The sequence below is a fragment of the Paracoccus sp. Ld10 genome (assembly GCF_045064235.1).
Classification (GTDB): Bacteria; Pseudomonadota; Alphaproteobacteria; order Rhodobacterales; family Rhodobacteraceae; genus Paracoccus.
In genome coordinates this window covers 145,662-165,949 of the sequence record NZ_JBISHD010000028.1, presented here as the reverse complement: position 1 = coordinate 165,949, position 20,288 = coordinate 145,662, and the positions used below count along the sequence as shown (strand labels likewise).

Below are 20,288 nucleotides of genomic sequence, written 5' to 3'. Positions count from 1 at the left end.
GCCTTTCCGATTTGTTCAAACCACACATAGCTGCGACACATGAACGGACCGTTGACGGCGGCAGATGATTGAACCCGGCGCCGATTGCGTCGACACTGCTCGTCGACGGGATCTGGGGAATACGACGATGTGCAGACAGTGCGATTACACCATTCATGCGGCGCAGCATCATCTTGGGTGGGACAACGCGATTGCCCCGGTCCAGACCGTGGCGCCGGGATCGACGATCCGGTTCGCCTGCATGGAGGCGTCCGGCGGACAGTTGAGCCTGTCCAGCACCGCAGACGACATCGCCGGATTGGATTTCGAACGAATCAATCCGGTCAACGGGCCGATTCACGTCGATGGGGCCGAACCTGGGGACGCGCTGAAAATCACGCTGATCGATTTTGCTCCGCAGGCACAGGACGGGCAGGGATGGGGATGGACCGCAAACATCCCGGGGTTCGGCCTGCTGGCGGACCAGTTCCCCGACCCGGCCCTGACGCTGTGGCGCTATGATGCCGCGACGCTGGCCCCGGCATTGTGGGGCACGCATGGCCGTCTGGGGCTGAAACCGTTTGCCGGGACCATCGGCGTTGCCATGGCGGAACCGGGCACCCACTCGATCGTCCCGCCGCGGCGCACGGGCGGCAACCTGGACATTCGCGACCTGTCGCGCGGGGCCGAACTGTATTTGCCGGTCGAGGTGGCGGGCGCGCTGTTCTCGGTCGGTGACACCCATGCGGCCCAGGGCGACGGAGAGGTGTGCGGCACAGCCATCGAAAGTCCGATGGACGTCACCCTGAGGCTGGACCTGGTCAAGGGCGCCAATCTTGCCATGCCGCGGTTCACCACCCCCGGCCCGGTGACGCCGCATCTGGACGCCAAGGGCTACGAAGTCACCACCGGCATCGGCCCTGACCTGATGGCCGGTGCGCGTCAGGCGGTCGAACAGATGGTCGACCTGCTGTGCGCGCGCCACGGGATGCCGGCGGTCGATGCCTATATGCTGGTGTCCACCTGCGGCGACCTGCGGATATCGGAAATCGTCGACATGCCGAATTGGGTCGTGTCGTTCTATTTTCCGCGATCGGTGTTCGAATGAACGACCCGCATCCCTGGGCCGTGGGGTTGGACAGCCTGCGCGATCAGGTCTGGCAGCGGCTGCGGCGCGGCGTGGCGGACCGGCACGATCCGGCGCGCCACCCGGTGCTGGCCACGGTGACGCCGGGCGGCATGCCGCAGGCGCGCACGGTCGTGCTGCGCGGCGCCGACCCCGCCGCCGGGGTGCTGGAGGTGCATACCGACCTCATGTCGGGCAAGGTCGCGGATCTGCGGGCCAACCCGCTGGTGGCCCTGCATGTCTGGGACGCAGGCGCGCATCTGCAGACCCGGATCGAGGCGCGGGCTGCCATCCTGACGGGTGACGCGGTGGCGCAGGTCTGGGCGCGCGTCCCGGACCCGTCGCGGCAAAGCTATGGCTCGCAACCGCCGCCCGGCACGCCCATCGACGATGCGCTGGCCTATGCGAAACGCCCGGATGCCGCATGTTTTGCGGTGCTGCGGCTGACGGTGCTGGCCATAGACGCGGTGCATCTGGGGCCCCAGCACCGCCGCGCGCGATACACGCGCGAGACGGGTTGGCAGGGGCAGTGGCTGGCGCCCTAGACCATCACGAAATGACGCTCTGCGACCTGACGCCAATCGCGTTTCGGCAGTTGAAACCCGATTGGCCGGACAGGGCTTTTCAGTTCGTCGACCTGCATGGCGCGGCGCAGCCCGCGGCGTGCGGGGTCAGGGACCGGAACGGCGGCGATCAGCTTTTTCGTATAGGGATGCTGGGGGTCGGCAAAGATCGCCTCGCGCGGGCCGATCTCGACGATTTCGCCCAGATACATCACGGCGACGCGGTGGCTGACGCGTTCGACCACCGCCATGTCGTGGCTGATGAACAGATAGGCGATCTTCAACCGCTCCTGCAGGTCCATCAGCAGGTTGCAGACCTGCGCCTTGATCGACACGTCCAGCGCGGACACGCTTTCATCGGCCACGATGACCTTGGGATTCAGGCCCAGCACGCGCGCGATCGCGACGCGCTGGCGCTGGCCGCCGCTGAATTCATGCGGGTACCGGTCCATCATCGATCCGTCCAGCCCGACCTGACGCAGCAATTCGGCGGCGCGGTCGCGTGCCTCGGCCCGGCCGGCCAGCTTGTGCGCCAGGATCGGTTCGGCCACCGTCTGGCCCACCGTCATGCGCGGGTTCAGGCTGGAGAACGGGTCCTGAAAGATCATCTGTCCCGACCGGCGCATCCGGCGCAGGTCGCTGCCCCCGGCGGTCAGCACGTCGAAACCGTCCAGCTGGACCTGTCCCGATTCCGGCTGGACCAGCCGCAGGATCGACCGCCCCGTGGTCGATTTTCCGCAACCGGATTCGCCCACCAGCGACAGGGTCTCTCCCTGCCACAGATCGAATGACAGGTCTTCGACCGCGTGGACCTTGCCGGTGGGGCGGCCCAGCAGGTCGGACCCGGCGGCAAAGCGGGTCACCAGGTTCTTGACCGACAGCACCGGGGTCGCACGCCGGTCGACGGTATCGACCACCGCCGGCTGCGCGGTGATCGCGCCGCTGGCCATGTCGACCCGTGGAAAGCGCAGCGGCCATTGCTGGCCCGCCATCTGCCCAAGCCGCGGCACCGCCGCCAGCAGCGCGCGGGTATAGGGGTGGCCGGCATCCCGGAACAGGCCCGCTGTGGTGCCGGTCTCGACATGGTCGCCGCGGAACATGACCACGGTGCGATCGGCGATTTCGGCCACCACGCCCATGTCATGGGTGATGAACAGGACGGCCATGTCCTGTTCCTCCTGGATCTCCTTGATCAGGTCCAGGATCTGGCCCTGGATGGTCACGTCCAGCGCCGTCGTGGGTTCATCCGCGATCAACAGACGCGGCCGAGCGGCCAGCGCCATCGCGATCATCACCCGTTGACGCATGCCGCCGGAAAACTGGTGCGGATAGTCCTTGATGCGCGCCTGTGCGTTCGGAATGCGGACGCGGTCCATCAGGCGCAGAACCTCGGCCGCGACCTGATCGCGGGGGACCTGACCGTGCCGGATCAGCAGTTCGGCGATCTGGTCGCCGACCGGAAAGACCGGGTTCAGCGACGACATCGGTTCCTGAAAGATCATCGCGATGTCGTTGCCGCGGACCTTGCGCATGTCCTTTTCGGGCAGGCGTGTCAGGTCGCGCCCCCCCAACAGTACCTGACCGGTGATGCGGGCGCGCTTGTCCAGCAGGCCCATGATCGCCAATGATGTGACACTTTTGCCCGAACCACTTTCGCCGACGATGGCCACGGTTTCGCCCGCGCCCACGTCAAAGCTGATGTTGCGGATGACCTCTTTCATGCCGTCATCGGTGGGAAAAGAAACGGAGAGATCGCGCAGCGACAGGACGGAACTGGTCATGTTACCGCCCCGCCGCATAGGCCTGCATCAGCCGGGGCGTGGCCGCCGCGCGCAGGATGCCCTGTGGGTCGCGGCTGGCCGCGGTCAGGCGACCGATGTCCCATGGTCCGGTGACGGTCACGTCATGGCCGCGGCGGCGCAGCTCGTCGATGGTGGGCTGGCCCACGCGATCCTCGATCAGCATGCCGCCCGGTGCCGCGGTGCGCGGGTGGAACGAGGCCGGGAAATGCGTCGAATGGAACAGCGGCGCATCGATGGCGGCCTGCAGGTTCGGTTCGAAATGCGCGTGGCGCAGAAAGAACACCAGTTGCCATTGGTCCTGCTGGTCGCCGCCGGGCGTGCCAAAGGATAGATGCGGCATGCCGTCCCGCAGCGCCAGCGATGGCGTCAGCGTGGTGCGCGGCCGCCGCCCCGGCGCCAGCGACGTGGGCAGGCCGGGTTCCAGCCAGAACATCTGCGCCCGGCTGTTCAGGCAAAATCCCAGATCCGGGATGATCGGCGACGATTGCAGCCAGCCGCCCGACGGCGTGGTGGACACCATGTTGCCCCACCGGTCGATCACATCGATATGCACGGTATCACCGCGCTTTTCCGACAGATGCGCCATGGTCGGTTCGTACACCGCGCCCTTGCCCATGTTGTCCAGCAGCGACAGGGTGCGGGCGCGCTGGTCCTCAAACCCCGGTACAGTGCCGGGACGCAGGTCCAGTGATGCGGTATCACCGATCAGCGCGCGGCGGTCAGCGGCATAGGCGTCCGACAGCAGCGCTTCCATCGGCACATCGTGCATGGCGGGGTCGCCGTAATAGACCTCGCGGTCGGCATAGGACAGTTTCATCGCCTCGATCACGGTATGGACGAAGTCGGGGCCGTTCGGGTCCATCGTGGCGATGTCGATGCCCTCCAGGATCTTCAGCCCCTGCAGCAGCACGGGCCCCTGGCCCCACGGCCCGGTCTTGGCGATGGTCCAGTCGTGATAGCTGCCCCAGGTCGGTTCCTCGGTCGTGGCGGCGTATCCGGCCATGTCGTCCGCGGTCAGCACGCCGCGGTGTTTCTTGCCGCTGCCGTCCATGACCTCGGTTTCCTTGCAGAACCGGTCGATCGCCTCGGCAACAAAGCCGCGATAAAACGCGTCGCGGGCGGCCTGCACACCGGCCTCGCGCGTTGGCGCGGCATCGGCGGCGGCGACAATGCGGGCATAGGTGTCGGCCAGCACCGGGTTGGTGAACAGCGCGCCCGCCTGCGGGAGCTGCCCGCCGGGCAGCCAGGTGGCATGCGACGTGGGCCATTCGACGGCAAAGAATTCGGCCAGACCAGAGATGGTTCCCGCCACGCGAGGCAGCATCGGGTGGCCGTGGCGGGCATAGTGGATGGCGGGGGCCAGAACCTCGGCCACGGTCATCGTGCCATGGTCCTGCAGCATCAGCATCCAGCCGTCGAAGGCGCCGGGAATGACCGTCGCCAGCAGGCCGTTGCCGGGGATCAGGTCCAGCCCCTCGGCCCGGTAATGATCGATCGTGGCACCTGCGGGGGCGGCCCCTTGGGCACAGATCACCTGCGTCTTGCCGGTTTTCGCAGAGTGGATGATCGCGGGCATGTCGCCCGCCGGGCCGTTCAGGTGCGGTTCCACGATCTGCAGGACGAACCCGGTCGCCACGGCGGCGTCAAAGGCGTTGCCGCCCTTTTCCAGGATCGCCATGCCGACGGCGGTCGCGATCCAATGGGTCGAGGTGACGACGCCGAACGTGCCGGTGATCTCGGGGCGTGTGGTGAATTGCGTCATGGGATGTCCTTGCGGTCAGTGTTCACGCGGGTCCAGCGCATCGCGCAGCCCGTCGCCAATCAGGTTGAAGCCGATCACGACCAGAAAGATCGCCGCCCCCGGCCACCAGGCCATCCAGGGAGCCTGGGTCAGAAAATTCTTGGCCACGTTCAGCATCGAACCCCAGCTGGGGGCAGGGGCCTGCTGGCCCAGGCCCAGAAAGGACAACGACGCCTCGGCGATGATCGCGGTCGCAATGGTCAGCGTCGCCTGTACGATGATCGGCGGCACGATGTTCGGCAGGACATAGCGGCCCATGATCGCCATGTGGCCCAGGCCGATGGCACGGGCGCCCTCGACATAGTCCTCTGTCTTGACGGCCATGACCTGCGCGCGGGTCAGGCGGATAAAGATCGGCATGGCGGACAGGCCGATGGCGATCATCGCGTTGGTCAGGCTGGGGCCCAGAAAGGCGGCCAGCGCAATTGCCATGATCAGGAACGGCATCGCCAGCAGCGCGTCGGTGAACCGAGAGATGATCGTGTCGGTCCAGCCGCCGAAATAGCCGGCGATCAGCCCGATGGGCACGCCCGTCAGCACCGCGATGGCGACGGACACGACGCCCGCCATCAAGGACGCCTGCGCGCCCCAGATCATGCGCGACAGGATATCGCGCCCGATATCATCCGACCCCATCAGGTATTCTGCCGATGGTGCCAAACGAATTGCCGTCCAACTGGTGGCCAGCGGATCGGCAATGGGAAGAACGGGCGCGGCAATCGCGATCAGGGCGAAAAAGGCCACGATGATACCGCCCACAAGCGCCGCGCGGTTGCGCCGGAACTTGCGCCAGAAGCGGCTTTTGGCGCGGGGTGCGGGCATGTCGATGGCGGTCATAGGGCGGCCCTCATCCGGGGGTTCAGCATCACGGACAGCACGTCAGCGATCAGGTTCATCAGCAGGAAACCGACAGCCGTGCACAGCACGACCCCCTGGACCACGGCATAGTCGCGGTTGAACACCGCATCGACGATCAGCTTGCCGAAACCGGGAATGGTAAAGATCTGTTCGGTTAGCACGGCACCGGCCAGCAATTCGCCGAACAGCAACGCGGTCAGCGTGATCACCGGCAACAGCGCGTTGCGAAAGCTGTGTTTCAGCACCACCTGACGGCCCGACAGACCCTTGGCACGGGCGGTGCGGATATAGTCGGCGCTCAACACGCCCAGCATCGCCGACCGGGTGTGCCGCATCAGCGTCGCGGCCAGCCCGGTTCCCAGCACGAATGCCGGCATGATCATCGTCTGCAACGATCGCACCGGATCGACGAAGATCGATTCATAGCCCGATGCCGGCAGCCAGCCCAGATTGACCGAAACCAACAGGATCAGCATGATCCCCAACCAGAAATTCGGAACGGACAGGCCGGACAGCGCGACGATGTTTGCCGTCCAGTCCAGCGCGGTGCCCTTTTTGACTGCCGCGATGATCCCCGTGGGAATGCCGATCAGGGCTGCAAAGATCATCGACATGATCGCCAGCTGGATCGTCACGGGCAGTTTTTGGGCGATCAGTTGCGCCACCGGTTCGCCGGTCCGCAGGGATGTGCCGAAATCACCGGTCAGGACGCCGCCCAGCCAGCGCAGGTATTGCACCGGAATGGGGTCATCCAGGTTCAGCTGTTCGCGGATGCGGGCCAGCGTCTCGGGGTCGCGTTCCTCGCCTGCCATGGCCAGGACGGGGTCGCCCGGCAACAGCATCTGCAGGCCAAAGACCAGCATGGATACGATCAGCAATGTGGGCAACGCCACCAGCAGGCGCTTGGCGATATAGATCAGCATTGGGGTCCTTTCGCCCTTGGATCGGGGGCGCAAGAGATGCGCCCCCATTCAAGGTCAGTCGATCGAGGTCATTCGGACAGCGTGACATCCTGCAGACGGATCATCCCGTCGGGCAGTGCCTCAAACCCCTGAACCGATTGTTCCAGTGCAAAGATATAGGTCTGGTGGCCCAGATAGATCACCGGCAGGTCCTTGTTCAGGATCACGCTGGCCTGGTCATACAGATCCTTGCGGACCGCCACGTCGCTGGCGGCGCGGGCCTCGTTCAGCAGGCGGTCGACCTCGGGGTTGCAGTATTTCGGATCGTTGATGCCGCCCTCGCAGGTCACGAACTGGTGCAGGTTGCCGTCCGGGTCAGGACGTCCCGACCAGTCCGACCGCGAGAACTGGAAATTGCCCGCCGTCTGTTCCGCCAGCAGCGTCGCAAATTCAGTTGCGCGCAGGGTGACGTCGAAACCGGCCTCGGCGACCATGGCCTGAATGACCTGCATCATCTGCGCGGTCACGGGCGTGTTGGCATGCTGGATTTCCAGCGCGACGCGGTCCTGACCTGCCTCGGCCAGCAGGGCGCGCGCGGCCTCGATGTCGCGCGGCTGCACGGGCAGGTCCTGGTTGTACCAGGGCGAGGTCGGCGGAAAGGGCTGATTGCCCGCGCGCGCCGTGCCCTCAAAGACGACCTGGTTCAGCGCCTCGCGGTCGACTGCCAGCGAGAATGCCTGACGCACGCGGGCATCCTGACCCACCGGGGTCTGTGAACGGTCGCCATTGTCGATGTTCACGTAAATGCCCATGTAGCCAAGGCCCACGGCCTCCTGCAATTGCAGGGCCGGATCCTGGCTGACGGCTGCCACGTCCGGGGCCGCAAGCCGCTCGACGATGTCCAGTTCGCCCGACCGCAGGTTGGCCAGCCGCACGGTCGTGTCAGGGATCGGACGATAGGTCACGCGCTCGATATGAATCCGGTCGGCGTCATAATAGTCGTCGAATTTTTCCAGCACGATGCGGTCCTGCTGGATACGTTCGACGAACTTGAAGGGCCCCGAACAGACAGGGTTCAGCCCGAAATCAGCGCCCGACGCCTCGGCCGCGGTGGGCGAGATCATCATGCCCGCGCGGTCCGACAGCTGTGCCACCAGCGACGCGTCCGGTGCGGTCAGCTGGAATGTCACCTGCAGCGGCCCTGTGGCGGTGATGCTGGCGACGGATGACAGCTCGGACTTGCGGCGCGATTCCGGCAGCGTCATCGAACGTGTGATGTTGGCCACGACAGCGTCCGCATCAAAGGGCGTGCCATCGTGGAACACCACGCCTTCGCGCAGGTTCATGACCAGCTGCATGCCGTCGTCGGAATAGGCCCAATCGGTGGCCAGCATCGGGATGATGTTCACGTCGGCGTCCAGATCGACCAGCTTGTCACACAGGCCGGCATAGACGATGCGACCGACAAAGGTACGCGATTGATCAGGGTCCAGAATGTCGGCGTCGTCGCCCAGGCCGATGCGCAACTCCTGCGCGGCGGCGGGCATCGCGGTCAAAAGGGCAGCCAGCGCAGTGGCGGTCAGCAGATGGCGGGTCATGGGGTATGTCCTTCGTGTTGGGGGTCAAGCATGGGCCGGTTGGTCCGGCCTTTTGGTGTCGTGTGCGGGCAGGTCCGGTGATCCGACGCGGATCAGCTTTTCCTGGAGCATCAGCAGATGCAGCCGCATCTGTTCGGCGGCCTCCTGCGGGTCGCGGGCGGCGATGGCGTCGACGATGGCGCGGTGCTGGGCCACGGGCAGTGCGTGCATCACCTGGCCGCCCCGGGCACGTTCGCGAACCGCCTGCCAGGCAGGATCCTGGCGGATGCGGTTGACCACGTCGAACAGCGACAGGAACAGGGCATTGCCCGCCGCTTCGGCGATCTGGCGGTGCAGGGTGCCGTCCCACAACTCTCCCTCGTCGGCATCGATGCACTGGGCGATGCGGTCCGACAACTCGTGCATGCGGGCAAGCTGGACGGGGTTTGCGCGCAGGGCTGCCAGGGCTGCCAGTTGCGGTTCCAGGCGCAGGCGCACCTCCATGATTTCGAAAAAGTCGGTGGCGGTGGTTGATGCCGACGTATCGATCTGACCGCCGACAAAGGTGCCCGCCCCCTGGCGCCGGGTGATGCGGCCCTCGGCCTCCAGCACCTCCAGCGCGCGACGGATTGCCCGACGCCCGACGCCCATCTGTTCAGAGAGCTGCCGTTCCGTCGGCAGGCGGGTGCCGTTCGGATGACCTGCGTCACCGACCCACGCGCGCAACCGCTCCAGCGCATAGGCAGAGGTCATGTTTCCATGACCCGTCACAGGACCATCATCAGGAATGTCGGGGTCTATCATAAAACGCGCCTGAACCATTTCGGTATTGGTTCATGCTGTCACAAATCTGCCGTCATGCAAGAGCGTTGACTGGCTATCACGTTGTAACGGTGAAAATGGCGCCGTTACGGGACTGGTTCGGCATCTCTGACGGGGATTAAAGGCGAACCATTACAGCGTAATGGTTTGCCAGTGCCGATTTCTTGATCTTGATTGCTCAATATGTGGTCGCATTGAGAAAACTCTCGGTACGATCATCTGTGACCCGTATCACAGGTGGTATCACACCCTTGGCTGCCGGGAATCGGGGCCTGATCCCATTGGTCCTACGCCGTCCGCACTGCATTGTCGGCATGTTCACAGTGTTGAACGCATGCCCACGCGTCGCCTCAGTCAATGTCCGCCCGGGCATGTGATGGCGATCACGGCGCAGCACTGATGCCATCTGGCGCATGCGTCGTGAACCCACCGCCCCGTGATAAACAGTGCCTTTGATGCGCAGGTTTCCTTGGTACAGTGAGTTCACGCCGATCCAGGCATCCGCATTGATCAGGGCTTCGAGTCCGCGACGTTGGCCACGGCACCTTTTGCGTTCTGCCGCCAGCAAGGGCGGAGTACTGCGGGTAACGCACAGCGCGCCTGCATGGATGCCGGGACCGACCACACCCTTGGGCGTCGTTGCGTCCTGTACAGCGGCTGGCCCTGTCTTGCACGACAGGACAGGGGTCTGTTCGTCCGTGGGTTCAGTTCCACCAGCGGTCACGGGACGACCCCAAACATCCGTGGACTGCCGCCCACCGCCACAGGTCCTGCGCCGGCAATCCCCCACGGGGCTCGTCGATCACCATTGCGCCTGCCGATCAGCGTCCATATCGCCCATGCGTTGCAACGCCGGTGGACGCCCCACGGCGGCACGATCCGGGACGGCTGGGGCAAGGTGACGCTGTCCCAGTGCGCTCTGCTCCTGACATGTTGATACTCATCCAGCGCCCAGATCGGCCCCGGAACGGAACGCAAAGCGGCGTTGCCGTGACCGACGCAAAGGCCCGGACCATTTGGTTCCAAACGCGGCGACTGCACCGATGCGGCGGCGATGTCGCGCGGTCTGCCACAGGCTGACGGGACACAGCGTGCATCACGAGAGCAAACGCTATCGGATCACGCCCATGTTTGGTCTGCTGAAAGACATGCGACATGCGGCCCCGCCTTATTCCTGAAGCTGCACCTGTCGGTCTTTTCCGCATCCCACGTGCGAAGGCGTTTTGGCTGCGCAGGCGGATTGCGGCCAATCCCGATGGGCTGCTGGTGATGGGTGCCAGAGATGCCGTTCCGGTCGATCATCACGTGTTCGATTGGAGAAATTCCCGGTGGGACGGCTTTTCAAGGGGGCGTTGACCTGGGGGCGGCCTGCGCTTGTGAAGCCCGGCCAGCTGTCGGAGGTCATGGAGGGACGTGTGCGACCGCTATCGCCACCCGGTGGCAGCGTGGCAGCGTGGCAGCGTGGACGCGCGGACATCACAACCGTTTCATGATCGTGCCCGAAGCGCCTGATAAAGCCACACTGACCAAGGCCTTGGCATATCGTGGCTTTTCGCGGTTACCCCCGGTTCTGTCCACGAAAAATGTGGATAAACCCGATCACCAGCGCAGGCGCTTGTGTCCGGCGACCGCGCCCGCCACTGATGACAAGACAATGGCCGCACCATACCAGAACACATAGAAAAGGGGCGAATCCTCGGTGCAGGACAGCGCATAGCCGGTCGCCGCGCCAGCCCCCGCTGCCAGCCCGATCAGCGCGCCTGCCAATACGGGACGTGTGCTGGCGCCCCGGCGCATCATCCAAATCCCCGCGATCAACGGTGCCGCCGACAGGGCCAGCACCGCAATCATGCAGTTTTTCGCCGAATGGCCCAGCCACTCGTTCATCAGCCTGTCGCCCGGCGTTTGAAACAGCGCCCAGCACGCCAGTACCAGCGCCAGCGTCATGGGCAACGCCAGAGGCCAGATGTTGAGGCGCGCACCCGGTCGCCCCACGCGCGCCACCTGCGGCCACACGATCAGCAGTGCCATCAGCGGCAGCAGCGGTTTGGCCAGCGTCACCGGATCGGCCAGCGACGCCGCCAGGTCGGCGCGCGGCCCGGACAGCGTCATTTGCAGCGTCAGGCCCAGCAGTGCCGTTCCCGCCATCGCGACAGTCATCCGCACGGTCGAGAACCGTGCTGTCGGCTGCGACTCTGCCGCCAGTCGCGCGATCAGCGCCTCGGTCGAGGATGCATGTGTCATTCGCGTGTTCCCAGTCCGATTGCGGACAATTTTTTCATGGCGCGGTGCAGGGCGACCCGGACGGCGCCGTCGGTCATGCCAAGGCGCGCGGCAACGTCATCCGAGCTGTGCCCTTCGATTCCGACGGCACGGACGATGCCCGCGGATCGCGGGTCGATGCGTGATAACAGCACGCCAAGATCGCGCGCGGCGGTCGGATCATCATTGCGGCTGTCCGCGATGATGTCGTCAAAATCATGGATGGGCAGATGGACCCGGCTGCCACGCCTGCGGAACGCGTCGATGACCTTGTACCGGGTGACCGCGTACAGCCATGGCCGCAGCGGGGTGTCGGGTTGCCAGCTGTCGCGTTTCAGATGGATGGCCAACAGAACTTCCTGAACGATATCCTCGTGCAGGTCGCGCGGCAGGCTGCGCCCGCGGGCGCGCACCACGGCACGGATCAGCGGCGTCACCTGCGTCAGGAACCGGGACATGGCGCGGCTGTCGCCGGCCTGCGCCGTCGCCAGAAGTGTCGCCCATTCGGTGCCGTCCTGTTGCATGCCCGGTCCTTGTCTGCGCCCCTGTGCGGCTGGTCGCAGGCTAACCGCTGGCAGGGCAGCCTGGCAAGGCACGATGGCGGCATGCGCGATCACGGCTGAACGCTGCGCGTCATCAGGATATGGTCCACCGACCACCGTCCCGGCCCATGCGCGATCAGCGCCAGAAACGCCGCGGCCCAAAGGCCATGCGTGATCCATGCCGATGGATAGACAAAGATCTGGATCGTCGCCGTCATAACCAGCAGCGCCAGCGCCGAAACGCGCGTCATCAGGCCCACGATCAGCAACATCGGCAGCAGATGTTCCGCCACGGTCGCTGCCACGGCGGCCCAGTCCGATGGGATAAGGGGCAGGGCATATTCGTGTTCGAACAGGAACCAGGTGCTGTCCTTAATCGACCATCCCTGGACCTTGGTGCGACCCGATTGCCAGAATACCGCCGCTGGAAACAGGCGCAGGGCGAGGCCTGCCAGATCGGTCAGGATGGGTTTCATGGCGCTGTCCCCGTGTCGGTCAGGCTGCCCGAGCGCATTAGCAAAAGCAGCAGCGGTTGCGGATCATGGTCGGGCTGCACCGCCTGCGCGGCCTGTGCGGCCTGCGCCAGCGACCCCGTCGGGATAGCCGCGATCATGGCGGCGTCGGCGGCGCTGATCGCGGTGACTGGCACGGTCCAGTGCGGATCGCGCAGGATCAGCGCGATCTGTGGTCCCGGTGGGACGGGGCCGGGGGTCATGCCGGGTTGGTTCATCGCCCAGGCCGCGACGCCCGCATGGCGCAATGGCAGCACCATCACCGAAGGGTGAAGGCCCAGCCTCAGCGAGGCGGCATCGGCATGGGCCAACCGAATCTGTTGGACCGGTGCAGCGTCGGCGGCATGAAAGGCCAGCCCGCGGGCATGTTCGATCCGCGCCACATCGGCCATCCAAGGCCAGGCGGCCAAAGGCGCAAAATCGGCAAGAAACGGGGCGAATCCGGTGCCCCATTCCGCCATCACGGGCGACCGTGGCCGGTCGGTCGCGACAAAGCTGGCGGCCAGTGCTGCGAAATATTTCGCCCCGACCAGCCTTTGGATCACCGGAAACCGCTGCGCCAGCGCAGCCGACAGGCCGACCGCGACGTTGTTGCGATAGACGGCAAAGCGACGCTCGGCCTCGGGTCCGGACACGCCAAGGGGCAGCGGCCCGCCGCGCAGTGCGGCATCGAATGCCGCCGTGAAATGGGTGTGATCAAACGGCACGGGCCAGCCCTGCATTGCGCAGGATCGCGCCTGCGCGCGCGGCCTCGGCCGCAAGAAGGGGCCAGTCGGGCACGTGGTTGTCCCATTCGACCAGTGTGGGCAGCGGGCCCTGACGTGCAATGACGTCCGCGTACAGCGCCCAGACCGGGTCGCCAACGGCGCTGCCGTGATCGTCGATCAGCAGCGGACCGGACGGCAGCTCCTCTGCCGCATGGCCGCCTAGATGGATCTCTTGCACAAGGTTCAGCGGAAAGGCGTCCAGCCATTCCCAGGGGTCGCGCCGATGGTTCACCGCCGAGACATAGAGATTGTTGACGTCCAGCAGCAACCCGCAGTCGGTGGCCTGTGCAATGGCCTGAAGGAACTGGGTCTCGGGGATTTCCGACTGCTCGAACGTCAGGTAGCTGGCCGGGTTTTCCAACAGGATCGGACGGGCCAGCGCGGTCTGCACCTCGTCGACGTGATCGATGACAAGCGCCAGTGTCTGGGGCGTATACGGCAGGGGCAACAGGTCGTTCAGGTATTCGGCACCGTGGCTGGACCATGCCAGATGTTCGGAAAAGCTGTCGGGCTGATAACGGTCGCACAGCGCGCGCAGCCGCGTCAGGTGGTTCCCGTCCAACCCGTGCGGGCTGCCGATCGACAGGCCGACACCGTGCAGCGACAGCGCGAAATCAGCGCGCAGCGCAGTCAGTTGCGCGTGGGGCAGGCCACCTGCGCCAAGGTAGTTTTCGGCGTGGACCTCAAAGAACCCGACGGGGCGGGCATCCTGACGGATCGCGGCGAAATGCTGAGGTTTGAAACCGACGCCGGGAGTGGCGGGAAGGCGGGACATGGCAACACCCTTTTGGAAGTGGACGCGCGGGGCGATCCCCCCGCGCGGTCCGTGACGGATCAGGCGGGCAGGTCGCGCATCTGTTCCTCCAGCGTGCCCATGCGGGCCGTACCGTCGGCCTGCGCGGGCAGGTCCATCGTGGTGCAGGTACCGGCCGGCACCAGCGACCAGGCGTTGCCCTGATAATCAACGACAGAGGTGCCGGCGCACGTCGTGCCCGGTCCCGCAGCACAGTCGTTCTGCCCGGCCATCGAAACGCCAAAGCATTTTTCCATGTCCTGTGCCATGACGGGGGCGGCGGCCATTGCGCCCAGTGCGCAAGCCAGCGAGGTGCCAAGGGCAAGACGGGTCGTGAATGCGGTCATGATCATCTCCGTTGCGATACAGAAGACGCCTGATGCAGCCTTCATACAGATCCGATCGCGCCGCATGTCCTGTCCGTTACAGCGATCCGGTGAATTACCTGCAGGCGGCGGATGCCCGTTGGCAAGGCATTGCCCGGTACGGCCCAATTCATCTTTCTTAAGTCGACCGGTTTTCCGTGAACCGATGGCTGGTCAGCGGTGTTCCTGCACCAGTGGCCGGATTGCACGGTCTGCAGTCAGTCTGCCGAAAGGCATAACATGTACATTCTTCATCTAGCCTTGGGCGGTTGCCTCAAGGCCGCTCCGGTACGCTATGGCGTCACCGAGGATACGGGGGGGCACATCGCCTATGTCCTGGGTGCCGCACTGGCGCAGGCCGCCCTGCCGCAGGTCACGTCGGTGGACATCGTTACCCGCGCCTTTGATGGCATGGACCCAATCCATGCACAGGCGACAGAGCAGATGGCGCCCGGATGCCGCATCCTGCGCCTGTCGACGGCAAGTCGCCGCTATCTGGCAAAGGAGGCCCTGGAGGCCGAGCTGCCTGCCCTGACGCAGGCGTTCTGCACCATGCTGGCGGGCATGGATCGCCTGCCCGACGTGATCCACGCGCATTTCGCAGACGCGGCCCGTCTGGCGCGGGCGGCGCAGGATCAGTTTGGCATTCCATGGATCTATACCCCCCATTCGTTGGCCCTGCAAAAGGACCCCACGGCTGCGCGCCGTCCCGATCTGCGCGACCGGATCGCGGGGGAAAGGGCCGCGGTGGCGGGCGCGTCGGCGATCATCGTGTCGTCGCGCGACGAGGCCGAGCGCCAGTTGCGCCCCTATGGCAAGGCCGCCGAAGGGCGCAGCCATTGCGTGGCGCCCGGTGTGACGCTGTTGCCCGATGTTGGGACCGCTGCGGCCGATGCCCTGCTGGCGCCGTTTCTGCACGCACCCGACCTGCCCATCGTGCTGGCCGTGGCGCGCCCGGTGACCAAAAAGAACCTTGTCGGTCTGGTCGACGCCTATGCTGCATCTGCGGCGTTGCAGAGCCGTGCGAACCTGGTGATCGTGGCCGGCCTGCGCGAGGGCGTCGATTTCGGCCCTACCGAGCAGGCACAGGTTCTGAACGGGTTGTTCGACCGGATCGACCGGCACGGGCTGTGGGGCAAGGTCGCCCTGCCGCCGCGCCATGATGCCGATCAGCTGCGCGCGTTGTATGCGCGGGCGGCACAGGGTGGGGTGTTCGTGAACCCGGCCCTGCACGAACCCTTTGGCCTGACCCTGGTCGAGGCCGCGCAGGCCGGCGTACCGGTTGTGGCCACGCGCAATGGCGGACCCGTGGATATCATCGCGCAACTGGGCCACGGCGCACTGGTCGATCCCTGCGATCCCGCGCAGGTCGCAGCCGCCTGCCTGCGGATGATGGACGACCCGCAGGGTGCCATCCGTGCGCAGGCCCGCGCCCTTGCGGCGTTCGACTGGCAGGACTGGGCGCGGCGGTCGGTGGCGATCTGTCAGGATCTGCATCGCGCGGCTCCTGCGCCGCGCCGCGCGGTCCGCCGCATTCTGGCCAGCGACATCGACGGTACGCTGACCGGCTGTCCGGTGGCCGCCGCGCGGTTTGTCGACTGGCACGCGCAGCGCGACGAAGGGTTGCTGTTCGCTGTCGCAACCGGCCGGTCGGTGTCACAGGCGCGGCGGGTGCTGGGTGATTGGTCGTTGCCGCGGCCAGACGTCTTCATCACCTCTGTCGGGTCCGAGATCTGGCGGTGGGGCGCGGGTGACCGCCTGCATCCCTGTGGCGACTATGCGGCGCTGCTGGACGCGGACTGGGACCGGGACGCGGTGCACGCCGTCCTGACGTCGCGCAGGCCCGTCTGGCAGGCCGATTACGAACAGCGCCGGTGGAAACTGTCGTTGCTGGGGACTGCCGCACAGGCATCCGCGATCGAACGCGATCTGGCGCAGGCGGGTCTGGCCGCGCGGGTCATCGCCTCGCACGGGCAGTTCATCGATGTGCTGCCGCAGGCGGCCGGCAAGGCCGCCGCCCTGCGGTTCGAGGCGCAGCGCCGCGGCCTCGACCTGCGCCATTGCATCGCGGCGGGCGACAGCGGCAACGATGCCGACATGCTGGCCGCCAGCGGGGCGTCGATCCTGCCGTCGAATGCCTATGCGGAACTGTCGCATCTGCGCGGGCGCGGCATCTATCAAAGCCGCTATCACCATGCGGCAGGGGTGATCGACGGTCTGGCGCAGCTGGGGTTGGCGCGCCAGGCACAGCATGCGTGATCTGACCCCCACCGGTTCGGGCCAGCGGCCCTTTGGCTATTTCGTCCACCATCAGGGGCGGGGTCACGCCGAACGCTGTGCGGCCATCGTCAACGCCCTGCCGACCGACCGTCCTGTGACGATCTTTTGCGCGCGCGACGATATCTTTCCGCCGCTGGCCTCACAGGCGCGCATCGTCGCCATCCCGTCCCTGTTTGAACGGACAGGGGGCGAATGCGACATGGACCATGTGCCCACGCCCGACACCCTGCATTGCGCGCCCCTGGGGTGGCCGGGCATCAGGCAGGCGATGGGCCAGATCGCGGGATGGTTCGCCAGCGAAGACCCCGCGCTGATGATCTGCGATGTCAGCGCCGAAATCGCGCAACTGTCGCGCATCTGTTCGGTCCCCCACGTCAAGATCCTGCAACATGGCGACCGCAGCGATGCGGGTCATCAGGCGGCCTATGCGGGCGCGGTCGGCCTGCTGGCGCCGTTTTCCCCGGCGCTGGCGCAGCCGGATTGGCAGCCCTTTGCGGATCGCATCCATTTTGCCCCCGGGCTTGGCATTCCTGCCGTAGCGCCGATCGACCGGGCAACGGCGCGGCGCGCCCTGGGGCTGGACCCCGACCGGCCGGTTGCGCTGCTGGTGTCAGGGGCGGGCGGCACGGGGTTCGCGCAGGCACCGATGGGCGTGGCCGCACGCGCCTTTCCCGATTGGCACTGGATGACCATCGGCGCCACCCAATCCGACTGGCACGCGACACAGGGTTGCAACCTGACCCACCGAGGCTGGGTGGACGACCCGGCGACGCATGTCGCGGCCGCGGATCTGGTGATATCGTCGACTGGCAACACCACCTGCGCGCAGGTGCTGGCCACCGGGCGACCCTGGATCGTGGTGCCTGAATGGCGCTATTTCGACGAACAGCACGTGAAGGCTCACGCCTTGGCCCGCGCCGGCGTGGCGCTGCACCTGCCGCATCTGCCCTCCAGCGCGCATGCCTGGCGCTCGGCGGTGACGCGGGCGATGGACGAACACGACCCTGCCGCACAGGCGCGTCTGGTGACACCCGATCCCGCGAATGACACGGCCCGATGGCTGGAAACCCTTGTGCGCGACCTGTGGTCCGCGCGCGCCCCGATCCGCATTCCCGAAGGAGCTTCTGCATGATCCACGTTTCCGCCCTGACAATCGCTGCGGGCCGTGCGGCCCATTTGCGCAATGTCGTTGCCGGCTTTCAGGCCCAGCATCACAAACCGTCCGAACTGATCATCGGGGTGATGCAGGATGACGAGTATACCGACCTGCCGGCCACTGATTTCCCCATCCGTCAGATCCGCGTGACGGCGCCAGAGCTGCCGCTGTCGGCGGCGCGCAACGCGGTGGCCGACGCGGCGACGGGCGAGATGTTGGTATTCGTTGATGTCGACTGCATTCCTGCGCCCGATTTCATCACGGGCTATCTGGACCGCATGGCGGGTCATCGGGGCCTGTTCATGGGCGAGGTCATGTACCTGCCGCACAACACCTCTGATGCCGGGCTGGATTTCGACCGTTTCGCCGCCATCGCTGTCAAGCATTCCGACCGTCAGGGCCCCCCTGCGGCGGGGCTGGAGGCATGCGCGGACTATCGGTGTTTCTGGTCGCTGAACTTTGCACTGTGGCGACAGGATTGGCTGGACGGTCCCCGCTTTGACGAGGCATTCACCGGCTATGGCGGCGAGGATACCGATTTCGGCCGTGCATGGTCGGAAAGCGGCGCCCCGATCTGGTGGATCGCAGGGGGCCGCGTCTATCACCAATATCACCCTCATTGCATGCCGCCCGTGCATCACCTGCATTCCGTGCTGCGCAACACCGAGGTATTCGCCCGCAAATGGGGCCACCGCACCATGGAACACTGGCTGTATGCGTTCAAGCTGATGGGCCTGATCCGCAACACGACGGACGGCCTGAAGGTGCTGCGCGAGCCCGGTCCCGCAGAATTCGCACTGTGCGAACAGCAAGGTCACATGCCCTATGCTAATTCCCGCCGTGTCATCGACCACCTGCATATGCAGGCGCAAGATGGGCGTATTTCGGCTGAACGAACGGTCCGCGAACAACGTGCCCTGCTGCTGCCTGCCGCCGAATGACCGCGCACCCGCTGCGGATTGCGGTGATGGCGCATTGCCGCCATCCTATCGCCGCGCCATTCATGGGCGGGATGGAGGTTCATGCCCACCATCTGGTCCATGCCCTGCAGGCGCGTGGACATGACGTGACGCTGGTCGCGGCGGGTGGCAGCCGTGTTGACGTGCCTCTGTTGCCACTGATGGCGCAGCATTACGACCGTGACTATCCATGGCACCAATATCACGGAACAGCAGCGCTGAATGAACATCTGGACCGCCACCATGCCGACAGCCTGACAACGCTGGCGGGCATGGGGTTCGACGTGATCCACAACAACACGCTGCACCGCTTTCCCCCGCGCTTTGCACGGGCGGCCCGTGTGCCGATGGTGACATCGCTGCACGTACCGCCATTTGACGCGCTACGTCGGGCGGTGCGCGACAGTGTTGCGCCGTGGCATGTGACGACGGGCTGTTCGCGGCGGCATCTGGCGGCGTATTTCCCGGAACATGCGCCTGCATCGACGCGGGTGGTCCCCAACGGCATCGACCTTGCCCAGTGGCCGTATTCACCGCAGGGCAACGGGCAGGCAGTCTGGGCGGGACGGATCACGCCGAACAAGGCGCCGCATCTGGCGATCGCCGCCGCGCAGCGGGCGGGGGTTGCCCTGACGCTGTTCGGCAGCATCGAGGATGGCGACTATTTCGAGGCAAAGGTCCGTCCGCATCTGTCGGGTGACACCCGGTTTGGGGGGCATCTGGCGGGACCGGACCTGGCGGCGGAATACGGTCGTGCGTCGGCACTGCTGTTCACGCCGCAATGGGACGAACCCTTTGGCCTGACCGCGATCGAGGCGATGGCCTGCGGCACGCCCGTCGCCGCCGTCGCGATGGGCGCGGTCCACGAAGTGCTGGGCCCGGCGGGACGGTTTTCCGCCCCCGACGGCACCGGGCTGGACCGCGCGCTGGTCCGGGCGATGGACATTCCCCGTGAGGTGCCGCGCCGCCATGTCACCGATCATTTCGGACTGGACCGCATGATCGACACGTTGTTGTCGTTGTATGCCGAAGTGATCGCCCGACGGCATGATCGCGCGCAGCCGGTCGATTATCCGCCGATAGAATTGCCGCCGTCGCTGACCGCGCGTCTGGCTGACGCAGTGCGTCCCTGAGGCAGAACCCTGTCAGGGATACCCGACGGACCGACAGATGAAAGAACCCCAACGCGCGCTGCGGTGATAGGGCATCACGGGTTTGGCGA

At 65.9% G+C, this 20,288-nt stretch carries 18 protein-coding genes; 6 read left to right on the top strand and 12 right to left on the bottom strand.

The genetic code is table 11. From position 1 onward, the window contains the following. Positions 1 to 127: 127 nt before the first annotated feature. Positions 128 to 1,087, top strand: coding sequence for an acetamidase/formamidase family protein (locus tag ACJJVR_RS11445; protein ID WP_405404672.1), 960 nt, complete (start codon positions 128 to 130; stop codon positions 1,085 to 1,087). Beyond that, positions 1,084 to 1,650 (top strand): pyridoxamine 5'-phosphate oxidase family protein, encoded by a 567-nt coding sequence (locus ACJJVR_RS11440; protein WP_405404671.1) that lies wholly within the window; start codon positions 1,084 to 1,086, stop codon positions 1,648 to 1,650. The genes ACJJVR_RS11445 and ACJJVR_RS11440 overlap by 4 nt, the downstream gene beginning before the upstream one ends. Here the strand turns inward: ACJJVR_RS11440 and ACJJVR_RS11435 are convergent. The 12 genes from ACJJVR_RS11435 to ACJJVR_RS11380 form a co-directional block, all read right to left on the bottom strand. Then, positions 1,647 to 3,449: an ABC transporter ATP-binding protein gene (locus ACJJVR_RS11435; RefSeq protein WP_405404669.1), complete on the bottom strand. Its 1,803-nt coding sequence runs from the start codon at positions 3,447 to 3,449 to the stop codon at positions 1,647 to 1,649. The two genes, ACJJVR_RS11440 and ACJJVR_RS11435, sit on opposite strands and share 4 nt — an antisense overlap. Position 3,450: 1 nt before the next feature. Further along, a complete protein-coding gene (locus tag ACJJVR_RS11430; RefSeq protein ID WP_405404667.1) occupies positions 3,451 to 5,232 on the bottom strand; it encodes a gamma-glutamyltransferase family protein in 1,782 nt (593 codons plus the stop codon). A gap of 15 nt (positions 5,233 to 5,247) precedes the next feature. Continuing rightward, complete coding sequence (locus ACJJVR_RS11425; protein ID WP_405404666.1) at positions 5,248 to 6,108, bottom strand: ABC transporter permease; 861 nt, start codon at positions 6,106 to 6,108, stop codon at positions 5,248 to 5,250. Next, positions 6,105 to 7,052, bottom strand: coding sequence for an ABC transporter permease (locus ACJJVR_RS11420; protein WP_405404665.1), 948 nt, complete (start codon positions 7,050 to 7,052; stop codon positions 6,105 to 6,107). The genes ACJJVR_RS11425 and ACJJVR_RS11420 overlap by 4 nt, the downstream gene beginning before the upstream one ends. Before the next feature lie 68 nt (positions 7,053 to 7,120). Continuing rightward, positions 7,121 to 8,629: an ABC transporter substrate-binding protein gene (locus tag ACJJVR_RS11415; RefSeq protein ID WP_405404663.1), complete on the bottom strand. Its 1,509-nt coding sequence runs from the start codon at positions 8,627 to 8,629 to the stop codon at positions 7,121 to 7,123. Positions 8,630 to 8,653: 24 nt separating this feature from the next. Further along, complete coding sequence (locus tag ACJJVR_RS11410) at positions 8,654 to 9,412, bottom strand: FadR/GntR family transcriptional regulator (RefSeq protein WP_405404661.1); 759 nt, start codon at positions 9,410 to 9,412, stop codon at positions 8,654 to 8,656. 1,617 nt (positions 9,413 to 11,029) lie between these two features. Further along, positions 11,030 to 11,674: an NrsF family protein gene (locus ACJJVR_RS11405; protein ID WP_405404660.1), complete on the bottom strand. Its 645-nt coding sequence runs from the start codon at positions 11,672 to 11,674 to the stop codon at positions 11,030 to 11,032. Next, positions 11,671 to 12,216 (bottom strand): sigma-70 family RNA polymerase sigma factor, encoded by a 546-nt coding sequence (locus ACJJVR_RS11400; RefSeq protein ID WP_405404658.1) that lies wholly within the window; start codon positions 12,214 to 12,216, stop codon positions 11,671 to 11,673. The genes ACJJVR_RS11405 and ACJJVR_RS11400 overlap by 4 nt, the downstream gene beginning before the upstream one ends. An 89-nt stretch (positions 12,217 to 12,305) precedes the next feature. Then, the gene (locus tag ACJJVR_RS11395; RefSeq protein WP_405404656.1) at positions 12,306 to 12,710 is read right to left on the bottom strand and encodes a DoxX family protein; all 405 of its coding nucleotides are present in this window, start codon (positions 12,708 to 12,710) and stop codon (positions 12,306 to 12,308) included. Further along, positions 12,707 to 13,453, bottom strand: coding sequence for a putative DNA-binding domain-containing protein (locus tag ACJJVR_RS11390; RefSeq protein WP_405404654.1), 747 nt, complete (start codon positions 13,451 to 13,453; stop codon positions 12,707 to 12,709). The genes ACJJVR_RS11395 and ACJJVR_RS11390 overlap by 4 nt, the downstream gene beginning before the upstream one ends. Next, positions 13,443 to 14,288, bottom strand: coding sequence for a DUF692 family multinuclear iron-containing protein (locus ACJJVR_RS11385; protein WP_405404652.1), 846 nt, complete (start codon positions 14,286 to 14,288; stop codon positions 13,443 to 13,445). Before ACJJVR_RS11385 ends, ACJJVR_RS11390 begins: the two co-directional genes overlap by 11 nt. Before the next feature lie 59 nt (positions 14,289 to 14,347). Then, positions 14,348 to 14,653: a DUF2282 domain-containing protein gene (locus ACJJVR_RS11380; protein ID WP_405404651.1), complete on the bottom strand. Its 306-nt coding sequence runs from the start codon at positions 14,651 to 14,653 to the stop codon at positions 14,348 to 14,350. Positions 14,654 to 14,911: 258 nt separating this feature from the next. Here ACJJVR_RS11380 and ACJJVR_RS11375 point away from each other — a divergent pair, with 258 nt between their 5' ends. From ACJJVR_RS11375 to ACJJVR_RS11360, 4 genes are read left to right on the top strand one after another with little or no spacing between them, the layout of a single operon-like run. Next, on the top strand, positions 14,912 to 16,930 hold the full coding sequence (locus ACJJVR_RS11375) for an HAD-IIB family hydrolase (protein ID WP_405404649.1): 2,019 nt from the start codon (positions 14,912 to 14,914) through the stop codon (positions 16,928 to 16,930). Continuing rightward, positions 16,923 to 18,083 carry a glycosyltransferase gene (locus ACJJVR_RS11370; RefSeq protein WP_405404648.1) on the top strand — a complete coding sequence of 387 codons (1,161 nt, stop codon included), beginning with the start codon at positions 16,923 to 16,925 and terminating at the stop codon, positions 18,081 to 18,083. Before ACJJVR_RS11375 ends, ACJJVR_RS11370 begins: the two co-directional genes overlap by 8 nt. After that, the gene (locus ACJJVR_RS11365; protein ID WP_405404646.1) at positions 18,080 to 19,048 is read left to right on the top strand and encodes a glycosyltransferase; all 969 of its coding nucleotides are present in this window, start codon (positions 18,080 to 18,082) and stop codon (positions 19,046 to 19,048) included. Before ACJJVR_RS11370 ends, ACJJVR_RS11365 begins: the two co-directional genes overlap by 4 nt. Further along, a complete protein-coding gene (locus ACJJVR_RS11360; protein ID WP_405404644.1) occupies positions 19,045 to 20,199 on the top strand; it encodes a glycosyltransferase in 1,155 nt (384 codons plus the stop codon). The genes ACJJVR_RS11365 and ACJJVR_RS11360 overlap by 4 nt, the downstream gene beginning before the upstream one ends. The last annotated feature ends 89 nt before the right edge of the window (positions 20,200 to 20,288 follow it).

What these genes read in the sequence shown, in the direction of transcription:
- ACJJVR_RS11430 (WP_405404667.1), bottom strand. Translation starts at nt 5,232, where the DNA reads ATGACGCAATTCACCACACGCCCCGAGATCACCGGCACGTTCGGCGTC.
- ACJJVR_RS11400 (WP_405404658.1), bottom strand. Translation starts at nt 12,216, where the DNA reads ATGCAACAGGACGGCACCGAATGGGCGACACTTCTGGCGACGGCGCAG.
- ACJJVR_RS11425 (WP_405404666.1), bottom strand. Translation starts at nt 6,108, where the DNA reads ATGACCGCCATCGACATGCCCGCACCCCGCGCCAAAAGCCGCTTCTGG.
- ACJJVR_RS11405 (WP_405404660.1), bottom strand. Translation starts at nt 11,674, where the DNA reads ATGACACATGCATCCTCGACCGAGGCGCTGATCGCGCGACTGGCGGCA.
- ACJJVR_RS11385 (WP_405404652.1), bottom strand. Translation starts at nt 14,288, where the DNA reads ATGTCCCGCCTTCCCGCCACTCCCGGCGTCGGTTTCAAACCTCAGCAT.
- ACJJVR_RS11360 (WP_405404644.1), top strand. Translation starts at nt 19,045, where the DNA reads ATGACCGCGCACCCGCTGCGGATTGCGGTGATGGCGCATTGCCGCCAT.
- ACJJVR_RS11410 (WP_405404661.1), bottom strand. Translation starts at nt 9,412, where the DNA reads ATGATAGACCCCGACATTCCTGATGATGGTCCTGTGACGGGTCATGGA.
- ACJJVR_RS11370 (WP_405404648.1), top strand. Translation starts at nt 16,923, where the DNA reads ATGCGTGATCTGACCCCCACCGGTTCGGGCCAGCGGCCCTTTGGCTAT.
- ACJJVR_RS11395 (WP_405404656.1), bottom strand. Translation starts at nt 12,710, where the DNA reads ATGAAACCCATCCTGACCGATCTGGCAGGCCTCGCCCTGCGCCTGTTT.
- ACJJVR_RS11435 (WP_405404669.1), bottom strand. Translation starts at nt 3,449, where the DNA reads ATGACCAGTTCCGTCCTGTCGCTGCGCGATCTCTCCGTTTCTTTTCCC.
- ACJJVR_RS11445 (WP_405404672.1), top strand. Translation starts at nt 128, where the DNA reads ATGTGCAGACAGTGCGATTACACCATTCATGCGGCGCAGCATCATCTT.
- ACJJVR_RS11375 (WP_405404649.1), top strand. Translation starts at nt 14,912, where the DNA reads ATGTACATTCTTCATCTAGCCTTGGGCGGTTGCCTCAAGGCCGCTCCG.
- ACJJVR_RS11415 (WP_405404663.1), bottom strand. Translation starts at nt 8,629, where the DNA reads ATGACCCGCCATCTGCTGACCGCCACTGCGCTGGCTGCCCTTTTGACC.
- ACJJVR_RS11440 (WP_405404671.1), top strand. Translation starts at nt 1,084, where the DNA reads ATGAACGACCCGCATCCCTGGGCCGTGGGGTTGGACAGCCTGCGCGAT.
- ACJJVR_RS11420 (WP_405404665.1), bottom strand. Translation starts at nt 7,052, where the DNA reads ATGCTGATCTATATCGCCAAGCGCCTGCTGGTGGCGTTGCCCACATTG.
- ACJJVR_RS11365 (WP_405404646.1), top strand. Translation starts at nt 18,080, where the DNA reads ATGATCCACGTTTCCGCCCTGACAATCGCTGCGGGCCGTGCGGCCCAT.
- ACJJVR_RS11380 (WP_405404651.1), bottom strand. Translation starts at nt 14,653, where the DNA reads ATGACCGCATTCACGACCCGTCTTGCCCTTGGCACCTCGCTGGCTTGC.